This is a genomic window from Acinetobacter sp. V115_6, from assembly GCF_031799025.1.
Classification (GTDB): Bacteria; Pseudomonadota; Gammaproteobacteria; order Pseudomonadales; family Moraxellaceae; genus Acinetobacter; species Acinetobacter pittii.
Window position 1 is genome coordinate 1 of the sequence record NZ_JAVQNO010000020.1, and the last position, 23,995, is coordinate 23,995.

24 protein-coding genes and 4 tRNA genes are annotated in these 23,995 nt (G+C 38.2%); 22 read left to right on the top strand and 6 right to left on the bottom strand.

All coding sequences use genetic code 11. The annotated features are described in order from the left end of the window. Positions 1-968 (top strand): putative pilus assembly protein FilE (gene filE / locus RMA94_RS07625; protein ID WP_311082410.1); only part of this gene is annotated, 968 nt, incomplete at its 5' end. 12 nt (positions 969-980) lie between these two features. Further along, on the top strand, positions 981-2,981 hold the full coding sequence (locus RMA94_RS07630) for a protein FilF (protein ID WP_204085862.1): 2,001 nt from the start codon (positions 981-983) through the stop codon (positions 2,979-2,981). A 54-nt stretch (positions 2,982-3,035) separates the two neighbouring features. On the opposite strand, the gene RMA94_RS07635 is transcribed toward RMA94_RS07630, so the two are convergent. Then, on the bottom strand, positions 3,036-3,584 hold the full coding sequence (locus tag RMA94_RS07635) for an NUDIX hydrolase (RefSeq protein WP_002115876.1): 549 nt from the start codon (positions 3,582-3,584) through the stop codon (positions 3,036-3,038). A gap of 114 nt (positions 3,585-3,698) precedes the next feature. On the opposite strand from RMA94_RS07635, the gene RMA94_RS07640 reads away from it, so the two are divergent. The 6 genes from RMA94_RS07640 (at position 3,699) to fghA (ending at position 8,881) form a co-directional block, all read left to right on the top strand. Next, a complete protein-coding gene (locus RMA94_RS07640; RefSeq protein WP_014208431.1) occupies positions 3,699-4,325 on the top strand; it encodes a CoA pyrophosphatase in 627 nt (208 codons plus the stop codon). 22 nt (positions 4,326-4,347) lie between these two features. After that, on the top strand, positions 4,348-4,875 hold the full coding sequence (locus RMA94_RS07645; RefSeq protein WP_078210186.1) for a gamma carbonic anhydrase family protein: 528 nt from the start codon (positions 4,348-4,350) through the stop codon (positions 4,873-4,875). 135 nt (positions 4,876-5,010) lie between these two features. Continuing rightward, entirely contained in the window at positions 5,011-5,676 is a 666-nt protein-coding gene (gene tsaB, locus RMA94_RS07650; protein WP_206243217.1) for a tRNA (adenosine(37)-N6)-threonylcarbamoyltransferase complex dimerization subunit type 1 TsaB, read from the top strand. Positions 5,677-5,687: 11 nt separating this feature from the next. After that, the gene (locus RMA94_RS07655) at positions 5,688-6,479 is read left to right on the top strand and encodes a class I SAM-dependent methyltransferase (protein ID WP_311082413.1); all 792 of its coding nucleotides are present in this window, start codon (positions 5,688-5,690) and stop codon (positions 6,477-6,479) included. 136 nt (positions 6,480-6,615) lie between these two features. Then, complete coding sequence (locus tag RMA94_RS07660) at positions 6,616-8,067, top strand: C13 family peptidase (RefSeq protein WP_005071224.1); 1,452 nt, start codon at positions 6,616-6,618, stop codon at positions 8,065-8,067. After that, positions 8,036-8,881, top strand: coding sequence for an S-formylglutathione hydrolase (gene fghA, locus RMA94_RS07665; protein WP_159141602.1), 846 nt, complete (start codon positions 8,036-8,038; stop codon positions 8,879-8,881). Before RMA94_RS07660 ends, fghA begins: the two co-directional genes overlap by 32 nt. A 5-nt stretch (positions 8,882-8,886) precedes the next feature. On the opposite strand, the gene RMA94_RS07670 is transcribed toward fghA, so the two are convergent. Continuing rightward, a complete protein-coding gene (locus RMA94_RS07670) occupies positions 8,887-9,159 on the bottom strand; it encodes a DUF2218 domain-containing protein (RefSeq protein WP_000843456.1) in 273 nt (90 codons plus the stop codon). 184 nt (positions 9,160-9,343) lie between these two features. On the opposite strand from RMA94_RS07670, the gene rpe reads away from it, so the two are divergent. The 14 genes from rpe (at position 9,344) to RMA94_RS07740 (ending at position 19,519) form a co-directional block, all read left to right on the top strand. Beyond that, entirely contained in the window at positions 9,344-10,030 is a 687-nt protein-coding gene (gene rpe / locus RMA94_RS07675) for a ribulose-phosphate 3-epimerase (protein WP_000043044.1), read from the top strand. Positions 10,031-10,386: 356 nt separating this feature from the next. Next, complete coding sequence (locus RMA94_RS07680; RefSeq protein ID WP_311082415.1) at positions 10,387-11,208, top strand: Cof-type HAD-IIB family hydrolase; 822 nt, start codon at positions 10,387-10,389, stop codon at positions 11,206-11,208. A 103-nt stretch (positions 11,209-11,311) separates the two neighbouring features. Next, on the top strand, positions 11,312-11,707 hold the full coding sequence (locus RMA94_RS07685) for a hypothetical protein (protein ID WP_311082417.1): 396 nt from the start codon (positions 11,312-11,314) through the stop codon (positions 11,705-11,707). A gap of 40 nt (positions 11,708-11,747) precedes the next feature. Further along, positions 11,748-13,685 (top strand): copper resistance system multicopper oxidase, encoded by a 1,938-nt coding sequence (locus RMA94_RS07690; RefSeq protein ID WP_311082419.1) that lies wholly within the window; start codon positions 11,748-11,750, stop codon positions 13,683-13,685. Continuing rightward, complete coding sequence (locus RMA94_RS07695; RefSeq protein ID WP_044102877.1) at positions 13,672-14,427, top strand: copper resistance protein B; 756 nt, start codon at positions 13,672-13,674, stop codon at positions 14,425-14,427. The genes RMA94_RS07690 and RMA94_RS07695 overlap by 14 nt, the downstream gene beginning before the upstream one ends. Positions 14,428-14,455: 28 nt before the next feature. Continuing rightward, on the top strand, positions 14,456-15,451 hold the full coding sequence (locus tag RMA94_RS07700; protein WP_204085869.1) for a cation transporter: 996 nt from the start codon (positions 14,456-14,458) through the stop codon (positions 15,449-15,451). Positions 15,452-15,600: 149 nt separating this feature from the next. Continuing rightward, on the top strand, positions 15,601-15,921 hold the full coding sequence (locus RMA94_RS07705; RefSeq protein ID WP_002115842.1) for a multidrug efflux SMR transporter: 321 nt from the start codon (positions 15,601-15,603) through the stop codon (positions 15,919-15,921). A 12-nt stretch (positions 15,922-15,933) separates the two neighbouring features. After that, complete coding sequence (locus tag RMA94_RS07710; protein WP_069141826.1) at positions 15,934-16,413, top strand: methylated-DNA--[protein]-cysteine S-methyltransferase; 480 nt, start codon at positions 15,934-15,936, stop codon at positions 16,411-16,413. A gap of 134 nt (positions 16,414-16,547) precedes the next feature. After that, the gene (gene argJ / locus RMA94_RS07715; RefSeq protein WP_069141825.1) at positions 16,548-17,768 is read left to right on the top strand and encodes a bifunctional glutamate N-acetyltransferase/amino-acid acetyltransferase ArgJ; all 1,221 of its coding nucleotides are present in this window, start codon (positions 16,548-16,550) and stop codon (positions 17,766-17,768) included. Positions 17,769-17,912: 144 nt separating this feature from the next. Further along, on the top strand, positions 17,913-18,977 hold the full coding sequence (nadA, locus tag RMA94_RS07720; protein WP_002115913.1) for a quinolinate synthase NadA: 1,065 nt from the start codon (positions 17,913-17,915) through the stop codon (positions 18,975-18,977). 142 nt (positions 18,978-19,119) lie between these two features. Next, positions 19,120-19,196: transfer RNA gene (locus RMA94_RS07725), tRNA-Pro, on the top strand. A gap of 56 nt (positions 19,197-19,252) precedes the next feature. Then, positions 19,253-19,329 (top strand) — tRNA-Arg (locus tag RMA94_RS07730). A 33-nt stretch (positions 19,330-19,362) separates the two neighbouring features. Beyond that, positions 19,363-19,438, top strand: a tRNA-His gene (locus RMA94_RS07735). Positions 19,439-19,442: 4 nt separating this feature from the next. Next, a tRNA-Pro gene (locus tag RMA94_RS07740) sits at positions 19,443-19,519 on the top strand. A gap of 437 nt (positions 19,520-19,956) precedes the next feature. On the opposite strand, the gene RMA94_RS07745 is transcribed toward RMA94_RS07740, so the two are convergent. The 4 genes from RMA94_RS07745 to add form a co-directional block, all read right to left on the bottom strand. Continuing rightward, entirely contained in the window at positions 19,957-20,562 is a 606-nt protein-coding gene (locus RMA94_RS07745; protein WP_311082425.1) for a hypothetical protein, read from the bottom strand. Between the two features lie 140 nt (positions 20,563-20,702). Beyond that, complete coding sequence (locus RMA94_RS07750) at positions 20,703-21,698, bottom strand: hypothetical protein (RefSeq protein WP_311082427.1); 996 nt, start codon at positions 21,696-21,698, stop codon at positions 20,703-20,705. 59 nt (positions 21,699-21,757) lie between these two features. Further along, positions 21,758-22,621, bottom strand: coding sequence for a hypothetical protein (locus tag RMA94_RS07755; protein WP_024438877.1), 864 nt, complete (start codon positions 22,619-22,621; stop codon positions 21,758-21,760). A 210-nt stretch (positions 22,622-22,831) separates the two neighbouring features. Further along, positions 22,832-23,824, bottom strand: coding sequence for an adenosine deaminase (gene add / locus RMA94_RS07760; RefSeq protein WP_311082431.1), 993 nt, complete (start codon positions 23,822-23,824; stop codon positions 22,832-22,834). Positions 23,825-23,995 lie beyond the last annotated feature (171 nt).

Sequence of the window (23,995 nt, forward strand, 5' to 3'; positions counted from 1 at the left end):
CTGCACCAACTGCACCAACTGCACCAACTGCACCAACTGCACCAACTGCACCAACTGTCTCGATAAAGAAACAATCTACAGTTTCAAAACAGACAAAAATAAGCAAAGAAGAATCAAAAATTATTGATCAAAAGTCTAGTTTAGCGACTACTAAAGAAAAAACAGTGATAAAGGATTCTGCTTCCCAACGAAAGACTGAAGAAAAAGTAGAACTGAATGCAGTTGAACCCTTGTCTAAGGATATCATTACTTCATCAGCACCAGTAGCACCAAAAAACGATGAGGCGAAGTACACTACCATTGATGGTGTGGAGTACGTTAATAATGAATATTTAGAGAATCAAGAGTTTAATCTAGAAGGGAAAAAACGTTTTTATATTATGCCTGATGGTTTAGGTCGTACTGAATCTATTGAGCGTAAAAAAGGTGTTGGTCAGTCTATCCTTGATAACGTATTGCATCGATCTCAAGAAGATCAAGTCTCTTCTGTGGTATTAGCTCCTACTTATGTGAGACTTTCACACAAAGAGTTAGCAAGCACTTTTGAAAATGATTTGTGTTTTATTAATGGCTATAACAAATCAATTAAAAAGCTAAGCCAGAATAAAGAAGTTGGGTTATGGCCGAGACAACCTCTTAAAGAAAAATTTGAATACGAAGTCGTAAAAGTAGATTCTTCTATTAAGAATATACAAGTAGCTTCCTATGCTACAACCAATGATAAGCCTGTATATTATTGGCCCCTCGCTGTTTTCTTGGATGAAAAGGGGTGTGTTATAGAAGGTGCTAGTGGTTTTAAAAGTAAGTCGTATCCTGCGACGATTTTACAACATGCATCGATTTTAGGCGTTTTACAGGTGCCAGAACGTACACACTATATTATGTTAACGCCTTTATCGTCGGCTGTGGATATGCCAGATCAGGAACTATCTAATCAGGGACAAATTAAAATTTCGGTATTACGTTAAAAATAAGTAGGAATGATGATGAGTAAAAAAATTTTATTACCTTTTGCATTATCCACATTGGCAATTGTATTAAATGGTTGCGGTGGTGGTGGCTCAACAATTAATGAAGATCCTACTCAAGGTGGTGGTACGATTCCGACCACTAATTTGGATTGTAAAGCAACAGATGAAACCTGTCTGAATTTTGAATTAAATTATCCAATAGCAGGTTTGAATTTCGACTGTAGTTTATCTCCGAATCAGCGTTATATTACTAAATTGGTTGGTAACTCTGTTGGTGGTGCTTGTAGTATCAGTGGCAGTAAATCAGATGAAACAATTACGCTTTATCTACAAGGTAGCAATACTCACAAGATTGCGTTAGGTACGATAAAACTTGATACATTAGGAAAATACGGAACAACACATTTAACAGTTTTGGATATGGCTACAGCATTAACTGGTCAGCCTCCTGCTTCAATGAGTAACGCTGATCCAACTATTAAAGTAGCTATGGCTTTAGTTAAGTTATTCCAAAGTATTGGTGTTGAACGTGGCGATAATGTGGTAGGTGATTTACAACCAACCCAATTTACTCAAGATAAGAAAAATCTGTTGACTAGTTTGACACAAGATATAACTGCAACAGAATGGAAGAATGGGCAATATGCAACTCTTCTAAAACCTTGGTTAGATGTAAGTAAAGTGTCTGATGCACAAGCTTATGCACTCGTGGTTCAAGTCACAAACTTAGCAAATGCTGCATTATTTCAAGCAAATGAAGCGACTTATGCGGGTATTGTAGATCCTGTTAGTTCACCGTTACCGCTGGGTTTTTATGGCTGTAATCAGGCATTAGCAGATTGCTTTAATAAATCTACCACTAATTTACGTCATATGATGGCTAACATGTTCATGTTGACTGACCGTGAAGGTTATGCAATGGGTTACGGTCTGCAATGGCGTGGTGATGCTACTTTATATAAAGATAAGGATGGAAACGTGACTGGTGTTGCTCCACCAGTTTTATTGTGGACCAAAGCAAAACCAATGCAAATGCTTGTTGCTCCCCAACAAAATGGTTGGCTTAACCCAATTTCAAAAGATATTCAATCGACTCAACCCTTACGTTTAAGCGTTGATAGCAATGCAAATAATGATTTGCAAATCTATCAAGGTAAGTTTATGAACGATTATGCTGTTGCTGGAAGTGAAGGTTTCTATAAACAACTAACACGCTCGACCACAGGAAATATTCAGCATTATGGTTTATGGCGTCAAACAGTAGGTACAGAAAACTATAAGGGTTCACTTGATATTATTAAAGCCAACCCGATTAGTTATCTTGGAAAAGAAATTTTTAAAACAGCAGCTAACGTGAGTTCTGGTCAACGCTATGTCTTCCCATTATATGCGACTTTGACATTCCGATTTGATACTACTGGGATAGCTCCTATCGATTTAGGTATTGTCGTTGATGAAAAAGGAAATATTCGTACGGATATTAAACCAAATGCAACTGCAACCGATATGTCTGGTCAATGTGCAACAGTAACAGACAACAGCTTAATTGATAGTAATGGTGTGCAACAATACCGACTTGGTACTACTGGTGGAACAGAGTCATCGGATAATGATAGCTCTATTACTGTTCGTATGATTTTATCGAATCCTCAGCTAGGTAACCTTAATGGGATTTTGATGGGACTTAACTCTGTGGTGAGACAGGATACTAATCCAGATGATAATGTAAATGATTCAATTTCGGTAAATGGAGCCAAGATTAACCTCTATAACTTGTTAGCAGGTCAAAACAGCAGTAATAGTATTAATTTAAGTGATTATGAAAACAAGACTGCACGTTGGATTAACCTTTATGCTTTCTATCAAGCTGTTTATAATAATATTAAGGACATTAGCCCAGCACCAACAGATGCTGAAAAAGCTTTAGCTCAACGCTTGTCTGGCACGGTGTCTATTAAACTAGCCAATCAGTCTATTCCAGCTTGTAATGCAATTAAAACTAAGTCTTAAAAATAAGAGACAAATAAAAAGACCGATTAGCGGTCTTTTTATTTGTCTAATTAATTAACCCGTATGGTCTAAACGAGTACCCAAAGTTTCAAGATGTGTTGGGAATACTTGTTTCTTACGATCTTCAAAATAATGTCTTAGTGTATGTTCGACACTAGGAAAGGCTAGTTCTCCCCATGGAATTTCATGTTCTTCAAACAGGCGACTCTCGATGCTTTCTTCACCTGCACCAAAAATGCCATCTTTCAGCTGTGCTTTGAACAGTACATAAATTTGACCAATACGCGGAATATTGTACATACAATACAGTTGTTCTATTTCTATCTCGGCTTCTGCTTCTTCTCGAGTTTCGCGTGCTGCACCTTGCTCCATGGTTTCGAACAATTCCATATAGCCAGCAGGCAAAGTCCATAAACCATAACGAGGTTCAATCGCACGACGACAGAGTAATACTTTGTCTTCCCATAACGCTAAGGCACCGCAGATTACTTTGGGGTTTTCATAGTGAATATTTCCACAATGAGTACAAACACGGCGTACTTTATGATCACCTAAAGGAATTTTTTGTTCGGTTTTATGCCCACACGCTACACAGAAACTCATAATTATCATCGAGTATAGAGATGCCTCAGCATAACTGAATTTTTAGACTTACGCATCAACTCTATTCCCTAACTTTGATTTTCAGATATGATGCAAAGAGAGACAGAATAATAGGTGAATGGTATGGAAGAGCACTTGCTAACACAAAAGTTACAGCAAAGATTGCGCTTTTCCACCCGCATACAAGAAGCACAAGCTGCAGTACTCATTGCCATTACGAATGAGAATGATCCTAAGGTACTGCTTACACGCCGTTCAATACATATGAACAACCATGCGGGGGAAGTCTCTTTTCCTGGGGGAAAGCGTGACCCTAGTGATACCAGTAATATTGTTGTAGCGTTAAGAGAAGCTCAGGAAGAGACAGCTTTAAACCCTTTTGATGTGCAGTTGTTAGGTGATTTGCCGATGCAGCGTGCAAGAAGTGGTTTGTCTGTAAAACCGATCGTTGGGCTTATTCCTCCAGAGGTGACTTTAATACCTCAGCCTACCGAAATTGATCGAATTTTCTTTGTTCCGTTACAGCAACTGATCGAGACGCGTCCAACACCCTATGAAGTTCGATATGCTCATCAATCTTTATATTTCCCAAGCTTACAGATTGATAATGAAATTATCTGGGGGTTAACTGCTCGTATGTTAGTTGCTCTGTTTAAATATGGATTGGGTTATCAAAAAGATTGGCCATTTTTACTCAACTCACCAACCTTTGGAATGCCAAAGTTTTCTCATAAAAAATAAAGATCAGGATTGATAAATTATGATGTATAGCTATCAAGGACAGCACCCAAAAGCATTACATGAGCCATGGGATGGTTGGGTTGCTCCAACTGCAACACTTATTGGGCAAGTGGAATTAGGTCGTCAGGTCAGTATTTGGTTTGGTGCAGTAGTTCGTGCTGATAACTGTGTCGTTCGGATTGGTGATTTTTCTAATATTCAAGAAAATTCTGTCTTACATACCGATGCTGGACTTGAGCTAAACATTGGTGAATATGTCACGGTCGGACATAAAGTCATGTTGCATGGTTGTACGATTGGTGATAATAGTTTGATTGGTATGAACGCCGTAATTTTAAATCGGGCTGTGATCGGTAAAAATTGTATTATCGGTGCTAATGCTTTAATTCCTGAAGGGAAGGTGATTCCAGATAATTCAGTGGTGATGGGTTCACCAGGCAAAATTGTCAAAACTTTAGATGAAGATGGCGCTGCAAAAATACGTTTGAGCGCATTACATTATGCTGAACACTTTAAGAGCTATGCTGATTTAAAAGAGTTTCACTTTTAAAATCTTTTAATAAGTTATTTTCTATGCCAAGCACAAGCTTGGCATTTTTATTTAGAGATAGAACAACTCGCCTATCAGAGCCGAGTGGGGTATCATAACCCTCGTTTTTAATCTGATTTAATACTAAGGTTGTGCATGAAATTGCTGGCGTTGGAAACTGCAAATGAGCAGTGTTCCATTTCATTAGTCGATGAAACCCAAGAACTGTTTTTTCAACTCGATACGCGGGCGAAAGCACAAACCCAGACCATTTTGCCCATGATTGAGCAGGGGCTACAACAAACAGGTCTTGAAGTTGCTGGTTTAGATGCGATTGCCTTTAGCCGTGGGCCAGGTTCTTTTAGTGGTGTTCGAATTAATGCTGCTGTTGCCCAGGCTTTAGCTTGGTCACAAGATTTACCAGTAATTCCCGTTTCTACATTGCAAGCTTTAGCACAAGCGGCATACCGACTTGAAGGTTTGGAGCAGGTGACTGCGGTGCTCGATGCACGTATGAATGAAGTTTACATTGCAAGTTTTGTTCTAGATGAACAAGGAATTATGCAGTGTATTGATGAAGAAAAATTAATGAGCTATGAGCCAGCAGCTGCTTATGCAAAACATTGCTTAATTGGTTCGGGCGCCAAGCTACTTCAAGTTGATGCAGAGCATCAAACAATCACTGCAACTGCACAGGATATTGCTTCTATTGCACGTGTCTATGCTGCACAAAAGCAATGGGTGGATGCCGAGCATGCTTTGCCAGTTTATTTACGTGATGATGCGTGGAAAAAGATAGCGGATCAGGGTAAAGCAAAATAAAGGCAGTACTCATGCATATATATTTTGAAGAAGATTTTCAAGAACAAGCACAGCACTACCAAGCTGTGCTTTGTTCTAGAGGTGTGACTGTCGATTTACAGCCAATTGAAAAGCTGAATGCGCGATTTTTACGCTTCAATCCTGAAATTGCCCTTTGTGTAGATGAAAACGGACTTTGGTTATCTGCTAATGGCATGAAAATGCAGCCTGACTGGAAAGCTGAAATTCCACGTTTAAAACGTGCAAGTCTTAAATCGGAAATGATTGCCCGTGCTTGTCAGTTAGGTGAAAAGCCGGTACTAGTTGATGCTACAGCGGGTTTAGGCCATGACAGCTTACTTATGGCTTATCTAGGTGCCCAAATCCAGCTCGTTGAGCGCCATCCGATTTTATTTACTTTACTTGAAGATTCGAAAGCTCAGGCGGAACGTGATCCATTCTTAAGTCAATTTATGGATCGTATTCAACTGATCTTTGCTGACTCTGGGAGCTATTTACAGCAATTACATCAAGAAGCAAAAACGGTTGATGTAGTCTATCTTGACCCGATGTTCCCACAGCGCGACCAAAATCAACAAGCAATTAAAAAACAAGCTCAAGTCAAAAAACAAATGCAACTTTTACATCTTCTTTTACCCGAAGATGGTGAGATGGATTTGGGGGATAATTTGCTAGTTTTGGCACAGAGAGTTGCTAAACGTGTAGTCGTTAAGCGGCCACGCCATGCTATTTTCTTGGCAAATCAAGAGCCAGCTCATCAATGGCAAGGGGAGGCTTGTCGTTTTGATGCGTATTTTCAGTAGGCTTATGTAAGGTTAGGTTTTATTGCTTGAATAATGCACAAATATATGTGATATAGTTCAAAAGCATGATTGCTAAAATTCTTAGCAGGCATACACTTAAGATGCCTGTCAAAAACGAAATTTTTGAAAACCTTTTATGATTGATCTTAAACCCTCCATTAACTTTTGGCATGATTTTAAAAGCAACCAAATTGCCGGAATGTGGCTGTTTTTGGGGTCGAGACGTTCTTTACAGATTGTGCATCCATCTATTCTTCAGCTTATTGTCTGGGGAATTTTAGGGGGGTGTACTAACTCTCTTTATAGCTGGCTTGTCGCTGGTCAAATCGGTGATTTTAATTCACAAGGTTTAATTGGTTATGCACTTTGGCCATTCATTGCCTTAATTGTTGGTATTTTCTTATCACAGCGAACTAACCAACCTCGCTTAATGCTAGTTCCTGCTTTACTTTGGCTGGTTCTAGATACAAATATCTTATTAATTCAATGTTTAATCCAGTATTTGGGGTCTAACGGTTATCTCAACTTTATTCCCGATGCTATTTATAACGGAATTTTACCGAGTTTATTTGTAGCTTTATTCGTGTGGCAAAGTTTAGCCGTAATTTGGGTTTTCTCACGTGAGCTTAAGTGGCCATGGTGGGAACGTGCACTGGTTATGGTTGCGACTATTGCAACGATGGTGGTGTGGCAACTTTCTGTAAAAGATCAACCCATTTGGAAGGTCGAAGATTCGGCTCCAACGTTTGCTGAAGATGCTTTTTATGCGCAAAGTAAACTTTTAAATGATTCTTTAGAGCAAGTTCAATATGGTGAGCTCGCCAAAAGCCATTGGTACTTTTTAGGAGTTGCTGGCGATAGTTATCAAGATGTTTTTAAATCGGAAGTGGTCCGTATTAAAGAGCAGTTTGATACACGCTTTGGAACGATTGGGCGCTCAATGATGCTGGTCAATAATCCAGATACCCGCACAGAAATTCCGATTGCCTCTAAAACCAGTATCGAATTAGCCCTACGCCGTATGGGCCAGCAAATGAACCGTGATAGTGATGTACTATTTTTATATATGACTTCACACGGTGAACAAAATCACTTCGAAATTGAAAATGCGCCATTAGATTTAGGGCAAGTAGACCCAAAATGGTTGCGTGAAACACTGGATAAATCCGGTATTCGCTGGCGTGTGATTGTCATCTCTGCCTGTTATTCAGGAAGCTTTATTCCTGCTTTACAGTCTCCTGATACCTTAATCATTACCGCATCTGCTGCTGATAAAACTTCTTTTGGATGTAATAACGAAGCTGATTATACTTATTTTGGTCGAGCTTTCTTTGATTTGGCTATGCGAGAGCAATCGTCGATGAAGGATTCGTTTAACACAGCTAAGCAAACGGTAACCAAATGGGAAGTGGCTCAAGGTGTTGAACCTTCGGAACCTCAGTGGATGATCGGTAAAAATATGGAACTTATGCTACCTCAATTGGAAAAGTATCTATTTCCTCAGCAAAATACGGGTAGTGTAGATATTGCTCAAACAAAAACAGAGGCTAAAAACGATGCAACTCCTGCAAAAAAACCGCTGCTTTGAGGGTGAGCAGCGCATATATCAATTTGAATCTTCTTATTTAAAAGGGCCTGCTAAGTTTGGTGTTTATTTACCACCGGCAGCTTTAGAGGGTAAAGCTTGCTCAACTCTGTTTTACTTAGCGGGTTTAACGTGCACTGAAGAAACTTTTGCCATTAAAGCCCATGCTCAGCATATGGCAGCACAACTTAGTCTTATATTGATTACGCCAGATACTTCTCCTCGTGGAGAACAGGTTGCGGCAGGGGATCATTGGGATATAGGTCAAGGCGCAGGCTTTTATATTAATGCCACAGAAGCACCTTGGTCTGAGCATTATCAAATGGAAAGTTATTTAATTGATGAGCTATATCCACTCATTTTAAAAAGCTTTCCTGTAAACGATCAACAAGTTGGTATCTTTGGGCACTCAATGGGTGGCCACGGCGCATTGACTTTGGCTTTTAAATATCCTGAGAAATTTAAGTCGGTATCTGCTTTTGCTCCGATCTGTGCACCAACAGAGTGTGCATGGGGAAACAAAGCGTTTAGCCATTATTTAGGTGCAGATCGCAATAGCTGGTTAGCTCATGATGCTATAGCTTTAGTCTCAAAGAATGGTGCAATATTTAGCGAAATTTTGGTGGATCAGGGATTGGATGACCAATTTTATGAACAACTTCACCCTGAAAAATTTAAGCAAGCATGTTTAAAAGCGGGACAGCCTTTAACTTTAAGACAACATGCTGGCTATGACCATGGTTATTATTTTATTCAAACCTTTATGGATGAGCACTTACAGTTTCATGCAATCCAGTTAGAAAAAGTATCTGGCTAATTAGTTTAGTGTTGCCATTCAACTTGAAATTCTTGTTGAGCCATACGGTTTAGATGATCAAGCACCACTTTTTCTAAGTGGTTGTGGTCATCTAGCTGACTATCAATAGCAACGTTTAACTGCTCTGTTTCTGGTGCAAGCGTAATTGTTGCGGTAGGCATTAAGATTTTAAAATCTTGTTCAGTTTCTTGTACTTCAAATTTGTGCTTCCAATGATTAACTAAACGTTTTGCAATGCGTTTTCCATCGTTTGTTAATAGATGAGTTGTGCTTTTCATTATCAATCCTCACATTGGTTTAATGTACCTTAACAAATTCGTTTCGCCATTAGCATTCTATTGTTGCAACGTTACGTTTCAAGTTTGAAATGTTGTCATTTAAGCAAGGAAGGGCGGGCTAAGTAGGTTCTTTTTTGTTATAATTTTTAGCCTCTCCTTAAACTTCTAGCCAGGTCATCCACCTATGTCCAAGCCTTATTTGATTGCTCCTTCTATTTTATCTGCCGATTTTGCTCGTTTAGGCGAAGATGTAGACAAAGTGTTAGCCGCAGGTGCAGATGTAGTGCATTTTGACGTTATGGATAATCACTATGTTCCAAATTTAACTTTTGGTGCAGGTGTATGTAAGGCTTTAAAAAACTATGGGATTACAGCTCCGGTTGATGTGCATCTAATGGTATCTCCAGTTGATCGTATTATTGGAGACTTTTTGGAAGCAGGCGCAGATATTATTACATTCCACCCAGAAGCATCTCACCACATTGACCGTTCATTACAGCTTATTAAGTCTGGTGGTGCTAAAGCAGGGTTAGTTTTTAACCCAGCCACGCCATTGCATTATCTAGATTATGTACTTGATAAAGTTGACCAAATTTTATTAATGAGTGTAAACCCTGGTTTTGGTGGACAAAAGTTCATTCCAATGACTTTAGAAAAATTACGTGAAGCTCGTAAAATTATTGATGCAAGTGGTCGTGATATTCGTTTAGAAGTTGATGGTGGTGTTGGCCCTGCAAATATCCGTGAAATTGCAGAAGCTGGTGCAGATATGTTTGTTGCGGGTTCAGCAATTTTTGGTCAACCCGATTATAAAGTTGTGATTGACCAAATGCGTGCAGAGCTTGCGAAAGTAGGCAGTGTTGATGCTTAAAAAGATAGAGTTAATCTAAAACAAACTTGTGGATAACTTTGTTTATAACTGTATGGATAACTGTGTTGATAACCGTATGGATAAGATGTTGGTAAAATAAACAAAATTAGATCAACCGTTTATTCTATAGACAAAAACTATGAAAAAAGAACGTTTTGGCGTTCTTTTTTTATGCGTGTTGAATAATTTATTAGCTGGTTTTTTATTAAGCTTTGCTAAAAAATAACCTGTGCAAAAAACGATGTAGCTCTGTGTAAAACTTTTTGTGCATAGATACGTATAAAACTGTAAAAGTGTCATGAAAAATAAAGCTAAATTTGGTTTAATAAGTTTTTAGTAAGAGACCTCGATAATTAATGACAGTAAAAATTTTAGCGGTAGATATGGATGGGACTTTTCTTAATTCCAAAAAGCAGTACAACAAAGCACGTTTTTTAAAACAATACGAACAACTAAAACAAAATAATATTCATTTTGTGGTAGCCAGTGGTAATCAACTTGCAAAACTTGTTACCTATTTTCCAGAAATTAATCATGAGATTGCTTTTATTGCAGAAAATGGCGCACATGTTGTAGATGCAGGGCAAGAAATAGCTTTTGCTCATTTAAGTCAGCAACAATATATTGAGATTTTAAAAGCGATTGACTCTTCATATATCTCAACCATGGTGATCTGTGGGAAACAGAGTGCTTATGTGCATAGCAGCATGAACGCAGAAGACTATGCCAAAGTTGCCCGATATTTTGAAAAACTGACAGTTGTAGATGACTTTTATGTACTAGATGACTTGGTGTGCAAAATTACTTTTACCGCTCAGGAAAACGAAAGCTTTGCGATTTTTGAACATTTTCAGAAGCAAAGTTTTGTAGCAGATAAAGTTTTGGTACCTGTTTCAAGTGGTTTTAATTTTATTGATTTGATTCTTCCCGACCAGCATAAAGCACATGGTTTGAAGTTATTACTACAAAAATGGCAGGTTGAACCTAATCAAGTGGTTGCGATTGGTGATAACAACAATGATATGCAGATGATTAAAGCTGTGGGGTATGGGTTTGCAGTTGAAAATGCAGTAGAAGCATTAAAAGCGGTGGCGCCCTATACCACTGTAAGTAATGAGCAAGAAGGTGCATTAGAGGTGATTGATTTAGTACTTCAGCATCGACCCCCATTTGCTTAATTGCTCTATAATAAGCAGTTAAGATAGAAAATTGTATCTCTTTTAAAACTTAGTTATGCTAATGGCATTAAGATCACTCATCGGCTCTAGGCGATAAACCACAATGGCTCTACACCACTTACGCAAGTATGCTTGGTTTGTGTTCCTAATGACTTTGGTCATTGGGTGGAGTGGTGTGTCTGTTGCTCAGACGCCTATGCAGCATGATCTTCATACGATACCGTGTCATAGTGAAAAAACTTCGCATAAGAATATGCATGTTCAAACAGATGATCAGACTGTATGTCATCAAAATATGACACAGGCTGTTCACTCGCATGGTGAGCACTGTCAGGACTGTAATCCAGTTCATTGTCAAATTATGAATTTGGCATTACAGCAAGCTGTACCAGATCTTGACTCGCAATTCATTCCTATCTCGTCTCAATTTAGCAGTATTTATCAGGCTCAGCATTTAGCCGGATACTGGCAAGAAATTTTACGTCCTCCAAAAGCTTAATCCTTTCTTACTTATTTTTTTAGTTCAAAGGATTACAGCAATGTCACATAAAACAATTAGCAGCCTCGTCGCTGTATTTGGTCTATTGGTTTCACCATGGACCCTCGCGGCAATTAAGGAATATCACCTTAATATTAATGAACAACAGGTCAATGTTACCGGTCAGCCGCTCAAACGAATTACCGTAAATGGAAAATTTACAGCACCAATTCTTGAGTTTGAAGAAGGAGATGAAGCTGTTATTCATGTTCATAACCAATTAAAGAATCAAGATACGTCTTTGCATTGGCATGGGTTGTTACTACCAGGGTTAATGGATGGTGTGCCCGGTTTCAATGGTTTTAAAGGAATCGCACCAAACGGAGATTTTGTTTACCGCTTTAAGGTGAAACAAAACGGCACTTATTGGTATCACGCCCATAGTAAAGGCCAAGAGCAAGATGGTTTATATGGGCCACTTGTGATTTACCCGAAAGGGAAAATACCCGTAGCTGCACATGAAAAAACGGATCGTGATTATGTGGTGATGCTTTCAGATTTTCATAATTCTTCTAGTGATAGCATTATGAAGAATTTGAAGAAATCTGCTGAGTATTATCAAAACCGCCGTGAAACTGTATCTGATGTTTTGAAGCAAGTTAAAACACAAGGCTTAAAAGCAACTTGGCAAGATCGTTCGATGTGGAATCAAATGCGGATGTTAAAAACCGATATGTCTGATGTGACGGGCTATACCTTCTTAGTCAACGGCAAAACACCGCAGCAAAACTGGACAGCTAACTTTAAAGCTGGTGATAAGGTTCGATTACGATTTATTAATGCATCAGCGATGTCATTTTTTGATGTCAGAATTCCAAATTTGAAAATGACTGTTGTGAGTGCAGACGGGCAGCCTGTTAAGCCAGTTGCAATTGACGAGTTCCGTATTGGTACAGCCGAAACCTATGATGTCATTGTAGAACCTACGCAATCAAATTATCAGATTGAAGCAGAGTCTATTGACCGCAGTGGTTTTGCTATTGGGACCTTGCACAATGAAAATACGCAAGCTGTAGAGCCAGTTCAAATGCCGCAGCCACGCCCACGTTCTTTGCTAACCATGGATGATATGGGTATGAGTCATGGCAATGGGGCAAGTGATGAACATGCTGGCCATCAAATGAACATGCAACACGACATGTCGGCTATGCCTGAAATGAAAAAAGAAGAGAGCCAGACTAATCATGATTCTACAATGATGAATATGGATCATGACATGAAAAATAAGTCATCTAGCGAACATGATCATTCCATGATGCAAATGAAGCATGACATGTCAGCGGTGCCTGAAATGAAGCATGATATGCAGGCAATGTCAGCTAGCGAGCATGACCACGCTATGATGAATATGAATCATGAGATGTCTGCGCAATCTGAGAATAAGCCTAAAAAGGATGAATCCGTTTATGGCTGGGCAAATGCTTCAACACCAGCGGGTATGAAAGCACTGCAATATAGTGATTTGCAATCTTTAACACCTCAGCCAGACACGCGTGCACCAGAACGTGAATTAGTTATTCGTTTAGGTGGCAACATGGAGCGTTATATCTGGACCATTAATGGCAAAAAATTTAGCGAAGCTGAGCCATTACAAGTTAAGTATGGCGAACGCATCCGCTTGAAGTTTGTGAATGACAGCATGATGGCCCACCCAATGCATTTACATGGCATGTTTATGCAATTAGAAAATGGCCAACAAGCTGAAAACTTACCAAATAAACATACCCTTATTGTTCCACCTGGAAAGACGGTTACTGCGTTATTGACAGCCGATGCCTTAGGAGAATGGGCGATTCATTGCCATTTGCTCTACCACATGAGTGCGGGAATGATGAATAAGTTGATTGTTGCTCAAGTAAATGATGGGCAACAAGCTGCTCAAGCTCAACCATCTGTTCAATCTGAAAATGAGAAAGGAGCTAGTCATGCGCATCACTAAGTTATTTTCTCAAATGATATATTGCGGTGCTTTCTCGAGCATATCAGTATTTACTTTTGCTCAAGAGCCTTTAACTCATGATCATTTACGTGAACATGGCGGACAGGTTTATCAAGCAACAAAAATTGATACTGGCTGGACTCAAAATGAAGAAGGAGAAGGTAGTTTTTCTTCTGAATTAGAAACTTGGGTGGGAACGGATGAAAATAAATTGTTCATTAAAGCCCACGTTGAAAAAGCAGAGTCAGAAGATGCCAATTATGGCGGTTCAGTACTTTATAGTCGAAATGTAGCTGACTATTGGGATGTACAGGCCGGTGTAAACTACGAACGTTTGCAACGGGAAGATGAAAAGCAAGATCGCTGGGCTGGTGTAGTGGGCTTACATGGCATGGCGCCTTACTTTTTTGAAACCGATGCATATCTTTATGCAGGTGAAGACCAGCTATGGAAGTTAAGTTTAGAAACGGAAAGGGACTTGCTCTTTACCCAAAAGTTAATTGGTAAACCTTATTTAAAAGCAGATGTCGTTTTGCAAGATGAATCTCGCTATGCAAGTAAAACAGGTTTATCAAGTTTACAAGCTGGTTTTCAAACCCGTTATGAAATCAATAAAAAGGTGATGCCATTTGTTGATGTCGGTTATGGTTATGAAAAAGGTTTAAAACAAACTGCTTGGCAAACTGGAACCGACTCCGAACATGGTTGGTATTATGGAGCTGGGTTAACACTAAAATTCTAATTGCTGAACAAAAAGTAAGCTTAAACATATGCCATTGGTTTATACTAATGGCATTGTTTTTTGTGTCAGTTATGGTGCAAAGATGGCTTTAGAAAAACAAGAGAATCAAATACATTTAAGTAAAAATAGCTCTAACTGCGAATGCTCAAGCATGTCGTCTCAGGAGTGTTTCACACCTAGTGAACCTGTGACTAAAAAGAGTCAATGGGTAAGTTATTATCATATTCCCCGCATGGACTGTGCAGCCGAAGAGCAAATGGTGCGGATGGCTTTAGCCTCTTACACTGATGATATTCAAGAGCTTCATTTTGATTTGCCTGCACGCCATTTAGCGATTTATCACAGTCTTCAAGCTGAAATGATTACTCAAAGTTTACAGCGTTTAGGATTAGGAGCCGAGTTACAACAAACACAGCCACATTATGAACCTGTTGAAAAACCTAAAAAGGTTCGACCAAGTACTTCAACGAATGCAGCACAAAAACAAGTTTTACAATGGTTGTTACTGATTAATGGGGTCATGTTTGTTATTGAGTTAATGGCAGGCATCATTGCTTCCTCTACAGGATTAATTGCCGATTCGCTCGATATGTTTGCCGATGCTGCAATTTATGGCATTGCTTTATTTGTGGTGGGTAAAAATCTAAATGCGCAATTAAAGGCTGCGCATCTTTCGGGGTGGTTGCAGTTTGGCTTAGCCATGATTGTGTTAATCGATGTATTGCGTCGTTTTATTTATGGCAGTGAACCTGTTTCAATTCTCATGATTTTAATTGGCGGATTAGCTCTTGCGGCCAACATTAGTTGTCTTTATTTAATGAGAGACCATAAGGAGAGCGGGGCACACATGAAGGCGAGTTATATCTTTTCTGCAAATGATGTCATCGTCAACTTGGGTGTCATTGTCGCTGGAATATTGGTTGCCATTACAGGTTCGCGTTATCCTGATTTAATGATTGGATTGATTATTGTTTTGTTTGTTTTAAATGGTGCACGAAAAATTTTACAGTTAAAAAATGAATAATATTTTCTGATAGAGGCAAGCCTGTGTCAGGGTTTGCCTTCATTTTTTATTTTAAAGTAAACTGAGTCCTCACATAAAGGAGGAACGACCTCCCCCATAATGGGACATCATGTCGGGACGACCTGACGTTATAAAAATTAGTGAATGTTATGGCTTGGGCTATTTTAATTTTAGCAGGTGTATTTGAAATCATTTGGGCATATTCTATGAAAATGTCCGAAGGTTTTACACGTTTAACCCCTAGTGTTATTACCGTAGTTTTTATGATTTTGAGTGTAGTTCTGCTTTCAATTTCAATGAAAACTTTACCTCTTGGCACTGCTTATACGGTTTGGACAGGCATTGGCGCAATTGGGTCATTTCTTGTAGGTATATTTTTTCTTCATGAACCTATTGGAGCTATGCGAATGATTGCCGCTGTATTAATTGTGTCAGGTTTGGTTTTAATGAAAATTTCATCGCCGTCTTAAGAGAATAAAACTATGTTGCTGTCTTATAAGTATATCAATTCGCCTGTTGGGCAATTAAAGCTAGTTGCGAATGAAAATGCTTTAGTGGCAGTACTCTGGGACAATGAAAATCCAAAACGTGTTCGACTGGCTGAGCTGGTCGAACAACTTGAGCATCCAGTTTTATTAAAGACCGAACAACAACTACAAGAATATTTTGAAGGTAAACGCCGAGAGTTTACATTGCCACTAGATTTCGAAGGAACCGCATTTCAAAAGCTAGTCTGGTCTGCTTTACTGACTATCCCTTATGGGGAAACAAGAAGTTATAAAGATATTGCACTCCAAATTGGCAATGAAAAAGCGGTGAGAGCAGTGGGCGCGGCAAACGGTAAAAACCCGATTTCCATTATTGCACCTTGTCACCGAGTCATTGGTGCTGGTGGAGCTTTAGTTGGTTTTGCTGGTGGGCTTGATAAGAAAGATATTTTATTAAAACTAGAGCAACAATGAGCCGTTTTTGCGCTCGATTTTTTTAGTCTTTTCTACTAAGCTGTCCACTATGATATTTCATAAGGTCGGTGCTTCACTGCATTGCTTTTTTGAAATATTGATCTTATTCATAACAAACTTTGGATGTTCTAAAAATGGCTGTCGGTGACGTAACAATGCCACAAATGTATGTGGTAAAAGGTGTAAAAATTGGCTCAACAGAAGCATATGTACGTTACCAAAACCGACGAGATTTAGTCATTTTTGAGTTTGCAGAAGGCTCAAATGTTGCTGGTGTATTTACTCAAAATGCATTTTGTGCAGCACCTGTTCATGTCTCTAAAGCTCATCTTGCCGAAGGTAATCCGCGCTATTTAGTGATTAACACAGGTAATGCCAATGCGGGTACTGGACCTACAGGCTTGAAAAACGCTCAAGATACTTGCGCGAAGTTAGCGGAGCTTGCAGGAGTTAATAGCTCTGAAGTACTTCCATTTTCTACAGGTGTGATTGGTGAGCAGCTTCCAATGGAGCGTTTACTTGCTGGTCTTCAGCCTGCATTAAATAGCGTACAAGATGCTGCTTGGAATGATGCTGCAACTGGCATTATGACAACAGATACTGTGCCTAAAGGCGCATCTGAACAATTTGAACTTGATGGCATTACTTATACCATGACAGGTATTAGTAAAGGCGCTGGAATGATCCGCCCGAACATGGCAACCATGTTGAGCTTTGTGGCAACAGATGCACCTATTAGCCGTGATTTAGTACAAAAGCTATTAAAGACAACAGTTGAGCATTCATTTAACCGTATTACGATTGATGGCGATACTTCGACCAATGACTCTTGTATTTTTGTAGCAACAGGTCAGGCGGGTGGCGCTGAAATCACATCGGACAGCGATGCACGCTACGCTAAAGTGTTAGAAGTTCTTGCTCGTGTAATGAATCGTTTAGCCCAGTTAATTGTCCGTGATGGTGAAGGTGCGACGAAATTTATTACTGTTGCTGTAGAAGGCGGCGCAAATACTCAAGAATGTTGTGACATTGCATATAGCATTGCGCATTCACCACTTGTCAAAACTGCACTTTTTGCATCGGACCCGAACTGGGGACGTATTTTAGCTGCGATTGGATATGCAGGCGTTAAAGACTTAGACGTGTCTAAAATTCAAGTGTGGTTAGACGATGTACAAATCTGTAAAGACGGTGGCGCAGCTGAGGACTATACCGAAGAAGCGGGTGCGCGCGTTATGGCACAAACCGAAATTACCATTCGTGTTGATTTAGGACGTGGTCAGGCCAAAGACACGGTATATACGTGTGACTTATCTTACGACTATGTCAAAATTAATGCTGATTACCGTTCTTAAATATCAGTTATAATCAAGCCTCGACAAAGAGGCTTTTTTATTAGCCCCATCTTTTGATATTAAATGATTCAATCCGTAAATCATTTAAGCAGTAACGTTATATGCGAGCAGGTATGCCAGCATGAAGGATAGAGAAGACGTTTTATGAGTGATGCGACTTTAATTGCCAACGATGCAAAAAACATTGTACAAGCGCATTTAGACCGTTTAGGTGAGCCAAAAGACAATCGCTTAAGTGAAGAAGCAAAACAACAAAAGTTTGCGCAGATCGAAGCAGAGCTCAAAAAACGTGATGCTGTCCTTGTTGCTCATTACTATTGCGACCCTGAAGTACAAGAACTTGCCGAAAAAACAGGTGGATGCGTTTCTGACTCTTTAGAAATGGCCCGTTTTGGACGAGATCATGCAGCCTCTACACTGGTTGTGGCTGGTGTTAAGTTTATGGGAGAAACAGCAAAAATCCTGTCTCCTGAAAAAACAATTTTAATGCCGACACTTGAAGCAACCTGCTCACTCGACTTGGGTTGCCCAGTTGATGAGTTCACAGCATTTTGTGATCAGCACCCTGACCACACTGTAGTTGTTTATGCTAATACATCGGCTGCTGTTAAAGCACGTGCAGATTGGGTCGTGACTTCAAGTTGTGCGGTCGAAATTGTTGAGCATCTAGATAGCCTAGGTGAAAAAATTATTTGGGCACCAGATCAGCACTTAGGTCGCTATATTCAAAAGAAAACTGGTGCAGATATGTTGCTTTGGGATGGCGCATGTATTGTGCATGAAGAATTCCGTGCGCGTGGTATTGCCAACATGAAAGCACTGTATCCAGACGCTGCTGTATTGGTACATCCTGAGTCACCAGAGTCAGTTGTAGAAATTGCAGACGCGGTAGGTAGTACGTCTCAACTCATTAAAGCTGCGCAGACTTTGCCAAATGAAAGACTCATTGTGGCAACAGACCGCGGTATTTTCTACAAAATGCAGCAAGCTGTACCGAATAAGATTTTAGTTGAAGCGCCAACAGCGGGTGAGGGGGCAACTTGTCGTTCATGTGCTCACTGTCCTTGGATGGCAATGAATGAACTTGACGGAATTTTAGAAGTTTTACAAAAAGGTGATCAGGAAATACACGTCGATCCAGCGCTTGCTGAACGTGCCAAAATGCCTTTAGATCGAATGTTAGCCTTTAGTGCATCGTTAAAACGTTAAAAAACCTCAAAATGCTTGTTAAATATACATTTGATAAGGATTTTTAACTTTTTTTGAGAATAGGTGTTGACGTCTGAGGGCGTCGCGCCTAGAATGCACACCGTACCGCACGATGTGCGATACAGCAAAAGCTGAGATAGATCGGAGCATAGCACAGCCTGGTAGTGCACCTGGTTTGGGACCAGGGGGTCGTAGGTTCGAATCCTACTGCTCCGACCACTTAAAATAATATTTTAAGATCGGCGAAGTATCGCATGATAAGCATCATCGGTTAAGCGCCTGTAGCTCAGTTGGATAGAGCATCCGCCTTCTAAGCGGATGGTCACAGGTTCGAATCCTGTCAGGCGCGCCATTTGGTAGCTTGGTACATAGAACTTATTTGATGGTGGATGTAGCTCAGTTGGTAGAGCCCTGGATTGTGATTCCAGTTGTCGCGGGTTCGAATCCCGTCATTCACCCCAATTTCGGAGCATAGCACAGCCTGGTAGTGCACCTGGTTTGGGACCAGGGGGTCGTAGGTTCGAATCCTACTGCTCCGACCATATTTAAAAGCGTTCAAGCTTTGAAAATATCCAAAAAATTAAAAAGAATTTCTTCTTGTCTTATCGATAGAAGGAATTTTTTTGTTTTTATATATTTAAATTTTAATTCATACACACTCCAATATTTGAACTTATTTATATAAGCTCTATTTCTTCTTATTTCTATTAATTAAAGATTTTAAAAAATTATATGTGTATGTTCGGCTTTGACAAACAAGGACTAAAAATACGGATTGTGAATAGCTATTTGAACTATTTTTAAAAATATCCGTCTAGATATGAATCCTGTGGGGTTTCCTAAATATGATTCTGAAGTTATGAAGCGTTTCTGGTATAAGCGTTTTATGAATGCATACCACAATGTACGAGAGCCTAATGGGTTAATGAGTTGGGCAGAGGCCCCGCAAATGTGGCTTGCTTGTTATAAGAGGGCACAATCAAATGAAAGGTAAAACTGTGATTACACCACGTTCTTTTAAATACTGATAAGTAATAACTTTTTGTGATTGCAATACGCCTAAGACTAAAACTATTAGTCCAATAATCATAAAGCCATGGGGTAAAAAATAAAGAATATCATACATGTCTAGTAGACGTGACTTCAGTGAGGTAAATGTCAAAATATTTGGAACATTCATAAAGAAGTATCCGAGAAGTAAAAATATTGCTGCTTTTAAAAACTTAATTTTAAATTGTTTATAGTTAAGCCAGCCATACACAGCCGTGACATGAAAATCTTGATCATATTCAAACATTAAGTATCTTCCTTCTTGCTTTGACATATATCTATAATGATATGAACCTAACCTAGCTCTAGGATACTTTTTGTTAAATTCCATCATAGAGAAATAATCAAATTTTGAAGACCTCGTCATCTTCTGAACATATAACTCTTTAATTTTAATTTTTAATTCTTCTTTTTTATTTGGATCTGTTTCAAGTTCAACTAACTTTCCATAGTTCTCAATATCTTTATCGATTCTCAGGAAAAGAGGAAAAATCAACTTAATGAGATCTATAAATAAATAAACAAGATCTTTCATTATTAAATCCTTTCAATTTGATAACGGCACATCGATGTACGAGAGCCTGATGGCTTAATGAGTTGGGCAGAAGCCTCTCAAATGTGGCTGGCTGGATATAGAGAAAATAAAGGGTAAAAAAAGCCGCTAAGCGGCTTTTTTTATTCAGAGAATAATAAGCTAAAAACCGAATTTCCATTTCGATCTGCTTCTATAAATGAACGAAAAACTTTGTGCTCAATAACCTTTTCCATAAGAATCTCATTTTCAATAGTCAAAAGTGAAATGATATATAGTTCTCTAGTAGAAAAATCAGATAGAAAAATAGACATACCTACTTCTTTGTCTTTTTTATCAATTCCTTCAAATTTTTCAATAAAATTAATAATATATAAGAAATATTCTTTATATTTTGTGCCTTTCAAATAACTATAAGCAAGACCATAGGGCGGAATTTCAACGATCATTTTTCTTAAACTTTTTAAGATTTCATCTTTATGAATAAATCCATCTCCATGAGATTTCTCAAAATTATCATAAATTTTTAGTGCCGCCATATGTAATGTTTTAAATGTACTTTCATTCTTAATAGAATCCCTGTAAGCAGATGAGCCAAAAACAGGTAGCTCATCGGCAATTTCATAGTAAGTTTTTTTTCTATTAAGTAACGGGAAAAGTATATTAAAGAAATTCTGAACCTGAGCCTCTTTAATCTGTTTTTCTAATAAATCAGCTTGTTGCTCTGTTATTAGCATTTGTTGCTCAGCAATGTCATTAGCTTTGGAAATTTCATCCCTTTGAGCTGCTAACTCTTTACGCTGAGCTTGAAGTTCTTGCCGTTGCATAAACAAAGAAATTAACAGCAGGGCAAATGCCCAACCACTAAATAAAGTATTTAAGGAACCATAAGCATCACCATAAGTACCATATTTCTCACCAATTTTTTCAAAGTAAGACTTTTTTTCGTCATTTGATAAACCTGTATGTTGACTTGGTTTAGAAGCAACAGCGATTGGCTTGTTATCTTCATCTATCTCTAAAAGAGTTGCAGGATACATTTTCCATATAGCAGCAATAAAAATTAAACTTAAGAAAATTGATAAGATCTCAAAGTTTTGCCAATATCGCTCTTTACGCTCTCTTTTATTTTTAGACATTTTCCAGCTCTCAAAACAATGTATTAGGAGACTTTTTGAAAAATTGACAAGTGAAAACTTTAATCTTCACTCTCCCTTTTCCCTTTAATTATTGGTTCAAGGGGTGATAGGAAAAGATTCTTAGATTCAATAATATAAATTCTTTTCTTACCATCAATTTCCATATTATAAAATAGATAGTCTTTATTGAAATATTCTAAAGAGGGTTGCTCACATAATCGAAAATTTTTTATCAACTCATTTTCTAATTTTGTTAAATTCTCGAAGTCATTAGGATAGTATGCAAATTTCCTAAAGTTACTTACCGTGTAATATAAAAATATGCCAAATATAATAAGGTATAACATTGTTAAAAATAGGGTGTGTATTTCAGAATAATCTTGTTTTTTTACATCATCAAAAATTTTGTCTAGGCCTGCTGGACTTTTATTTCTAAATTTAAGTATTAAGGTGATTATAAGTTCAATAATATAAATTGAACATTTAATGATTAAGAATAATACTGCAAATTCATATGCAACTTGTCTGAAATCTTGCTCTCTAGTATGAAATTTAAGGAATATAAAAATAACTAAAGTTAGGACTGAAATATTAAGTAATAAGTAAATGAAAAGATGCTTTTTAGAATGTGTAAAATGGTGGGAAAAATTTTTACTGTCATAAAGTAAAGCAAAGTTAGTAAGGTATACTGATATAGCAAAAGCCATAAATATAATGACTAGACCATCTGGTAAAAGTTGAGTTACAGAAAAAAAACGGATATATGGGATACCAATTGAACCCAACTCTAAAAGTTGCCATATACCACCAAGTGAAGTGGGAATTATAAAAAGAATAGGTAAATAATCTTTAATATTCTGAAATGATAGTGATGGTCTTTTGAAAATAAAGTGATTTAAAATATTCTTTAAAGTTTCAAACATATTATGAAAGTAGAAATAGTATATTGCTATCTTGACATAACGATTCACTATCAGCAATAAGAAAAAGCACAGTAAAATCTGTGTACAGATGTGAAAATTTGCTTTTAATCAAAGAAATTAAAAAAGAAACCTTTTACACGGATTTGTTGATTTTGAAAAACTTATAATTTTATTAAGATATTTTACTTAATTCATATTTAAAAAAAATTACTAATATTTCTGCCTTAACTCATCTTTTTCTTGATCTGATAAAAATGCGATTTTAAGTCCATTTTCTTGAGCTGTATAAATTTGCTCAGGGCTTAAACCTGCTAATGGGGCAGCAGTTAAATATTCATGTTGTATCTCAATGCCTTCTACAGCAGGGTCATCCGTATTAATCGTTGCAAGCACACCATGTTCTAAAAAAGTCTTTAATGGATGTTCTGCTAAAGACGGTACTGTGTTGGTTTGAATATTTGAGGTGAGACAAGATTCAATACCAATCTCATGTTTAGCCAAATAATCTAAAAGTTTTAAATCCTGAACTGCTTTAACGCCATGTCCAATTCGTTCGGCCCCTAATTCTTCAATAGCTTGCCAAATACTTTCTGGACCAGCAGCTTCGCCTGCATGTACCGTAATGTGCCAACCTGCATCACGCGCTTTTTTGAAGTGGTCAATAAATAAATTGCCCGGAAAACCAAGCTCATCTCCAGCAAGATCCAATGCTTTAATATCATTTTTATGGGCAAGCAGGGCATTTAATTCTTTTTCACAGGCTTCTTGGCCAAAAGTACGGCTCATAATGCCAATTAAATTCGCTTTTACCCCGTAAGCTTGACTGCCTTCTTTTACACCACCAATCACAGCTTCAACAACGCCTTCAAGTGGAAGTTGATGTGTCATTCCCATATAACCTGGTGAAAAACGCAGCTCTACATAGTCTAGGCCTTGCTGTGCTGCATCTTGCATGTTTTCAAATGCAATACGCTTACAGGCATCTAAACTGGCTAATACTTTTACGCCCCAATCTAGCTTAGATAAAAAACTTAATAAGTCAGGTTGGTTATCCATCACTTGTACGTGTGGCCGTAAAGATTCAATGTCATAGGCAGGTAAATCCAAATTGTATTTTTGCCCCAACTCTAAAATGGTTTGAATGCGGATGTTGCCATCAAGATGACGGTGTATATCTGTAAGCGGGAGCGTTTTTGTAATCATAAATTTCTTCTTATCTGTTCGTCTTAATTCATCATGCCTGTTTAGATGCACTGATAATAGTTTGGATTTGCTATGTTTTTGTGAAAAGCGTTGAGTTGAGTTTTTTGAACTTACTATATTTGTATAAGTTTTAATTTTGATGACATTGTTCTGGCCTAAGAAGATAACGCA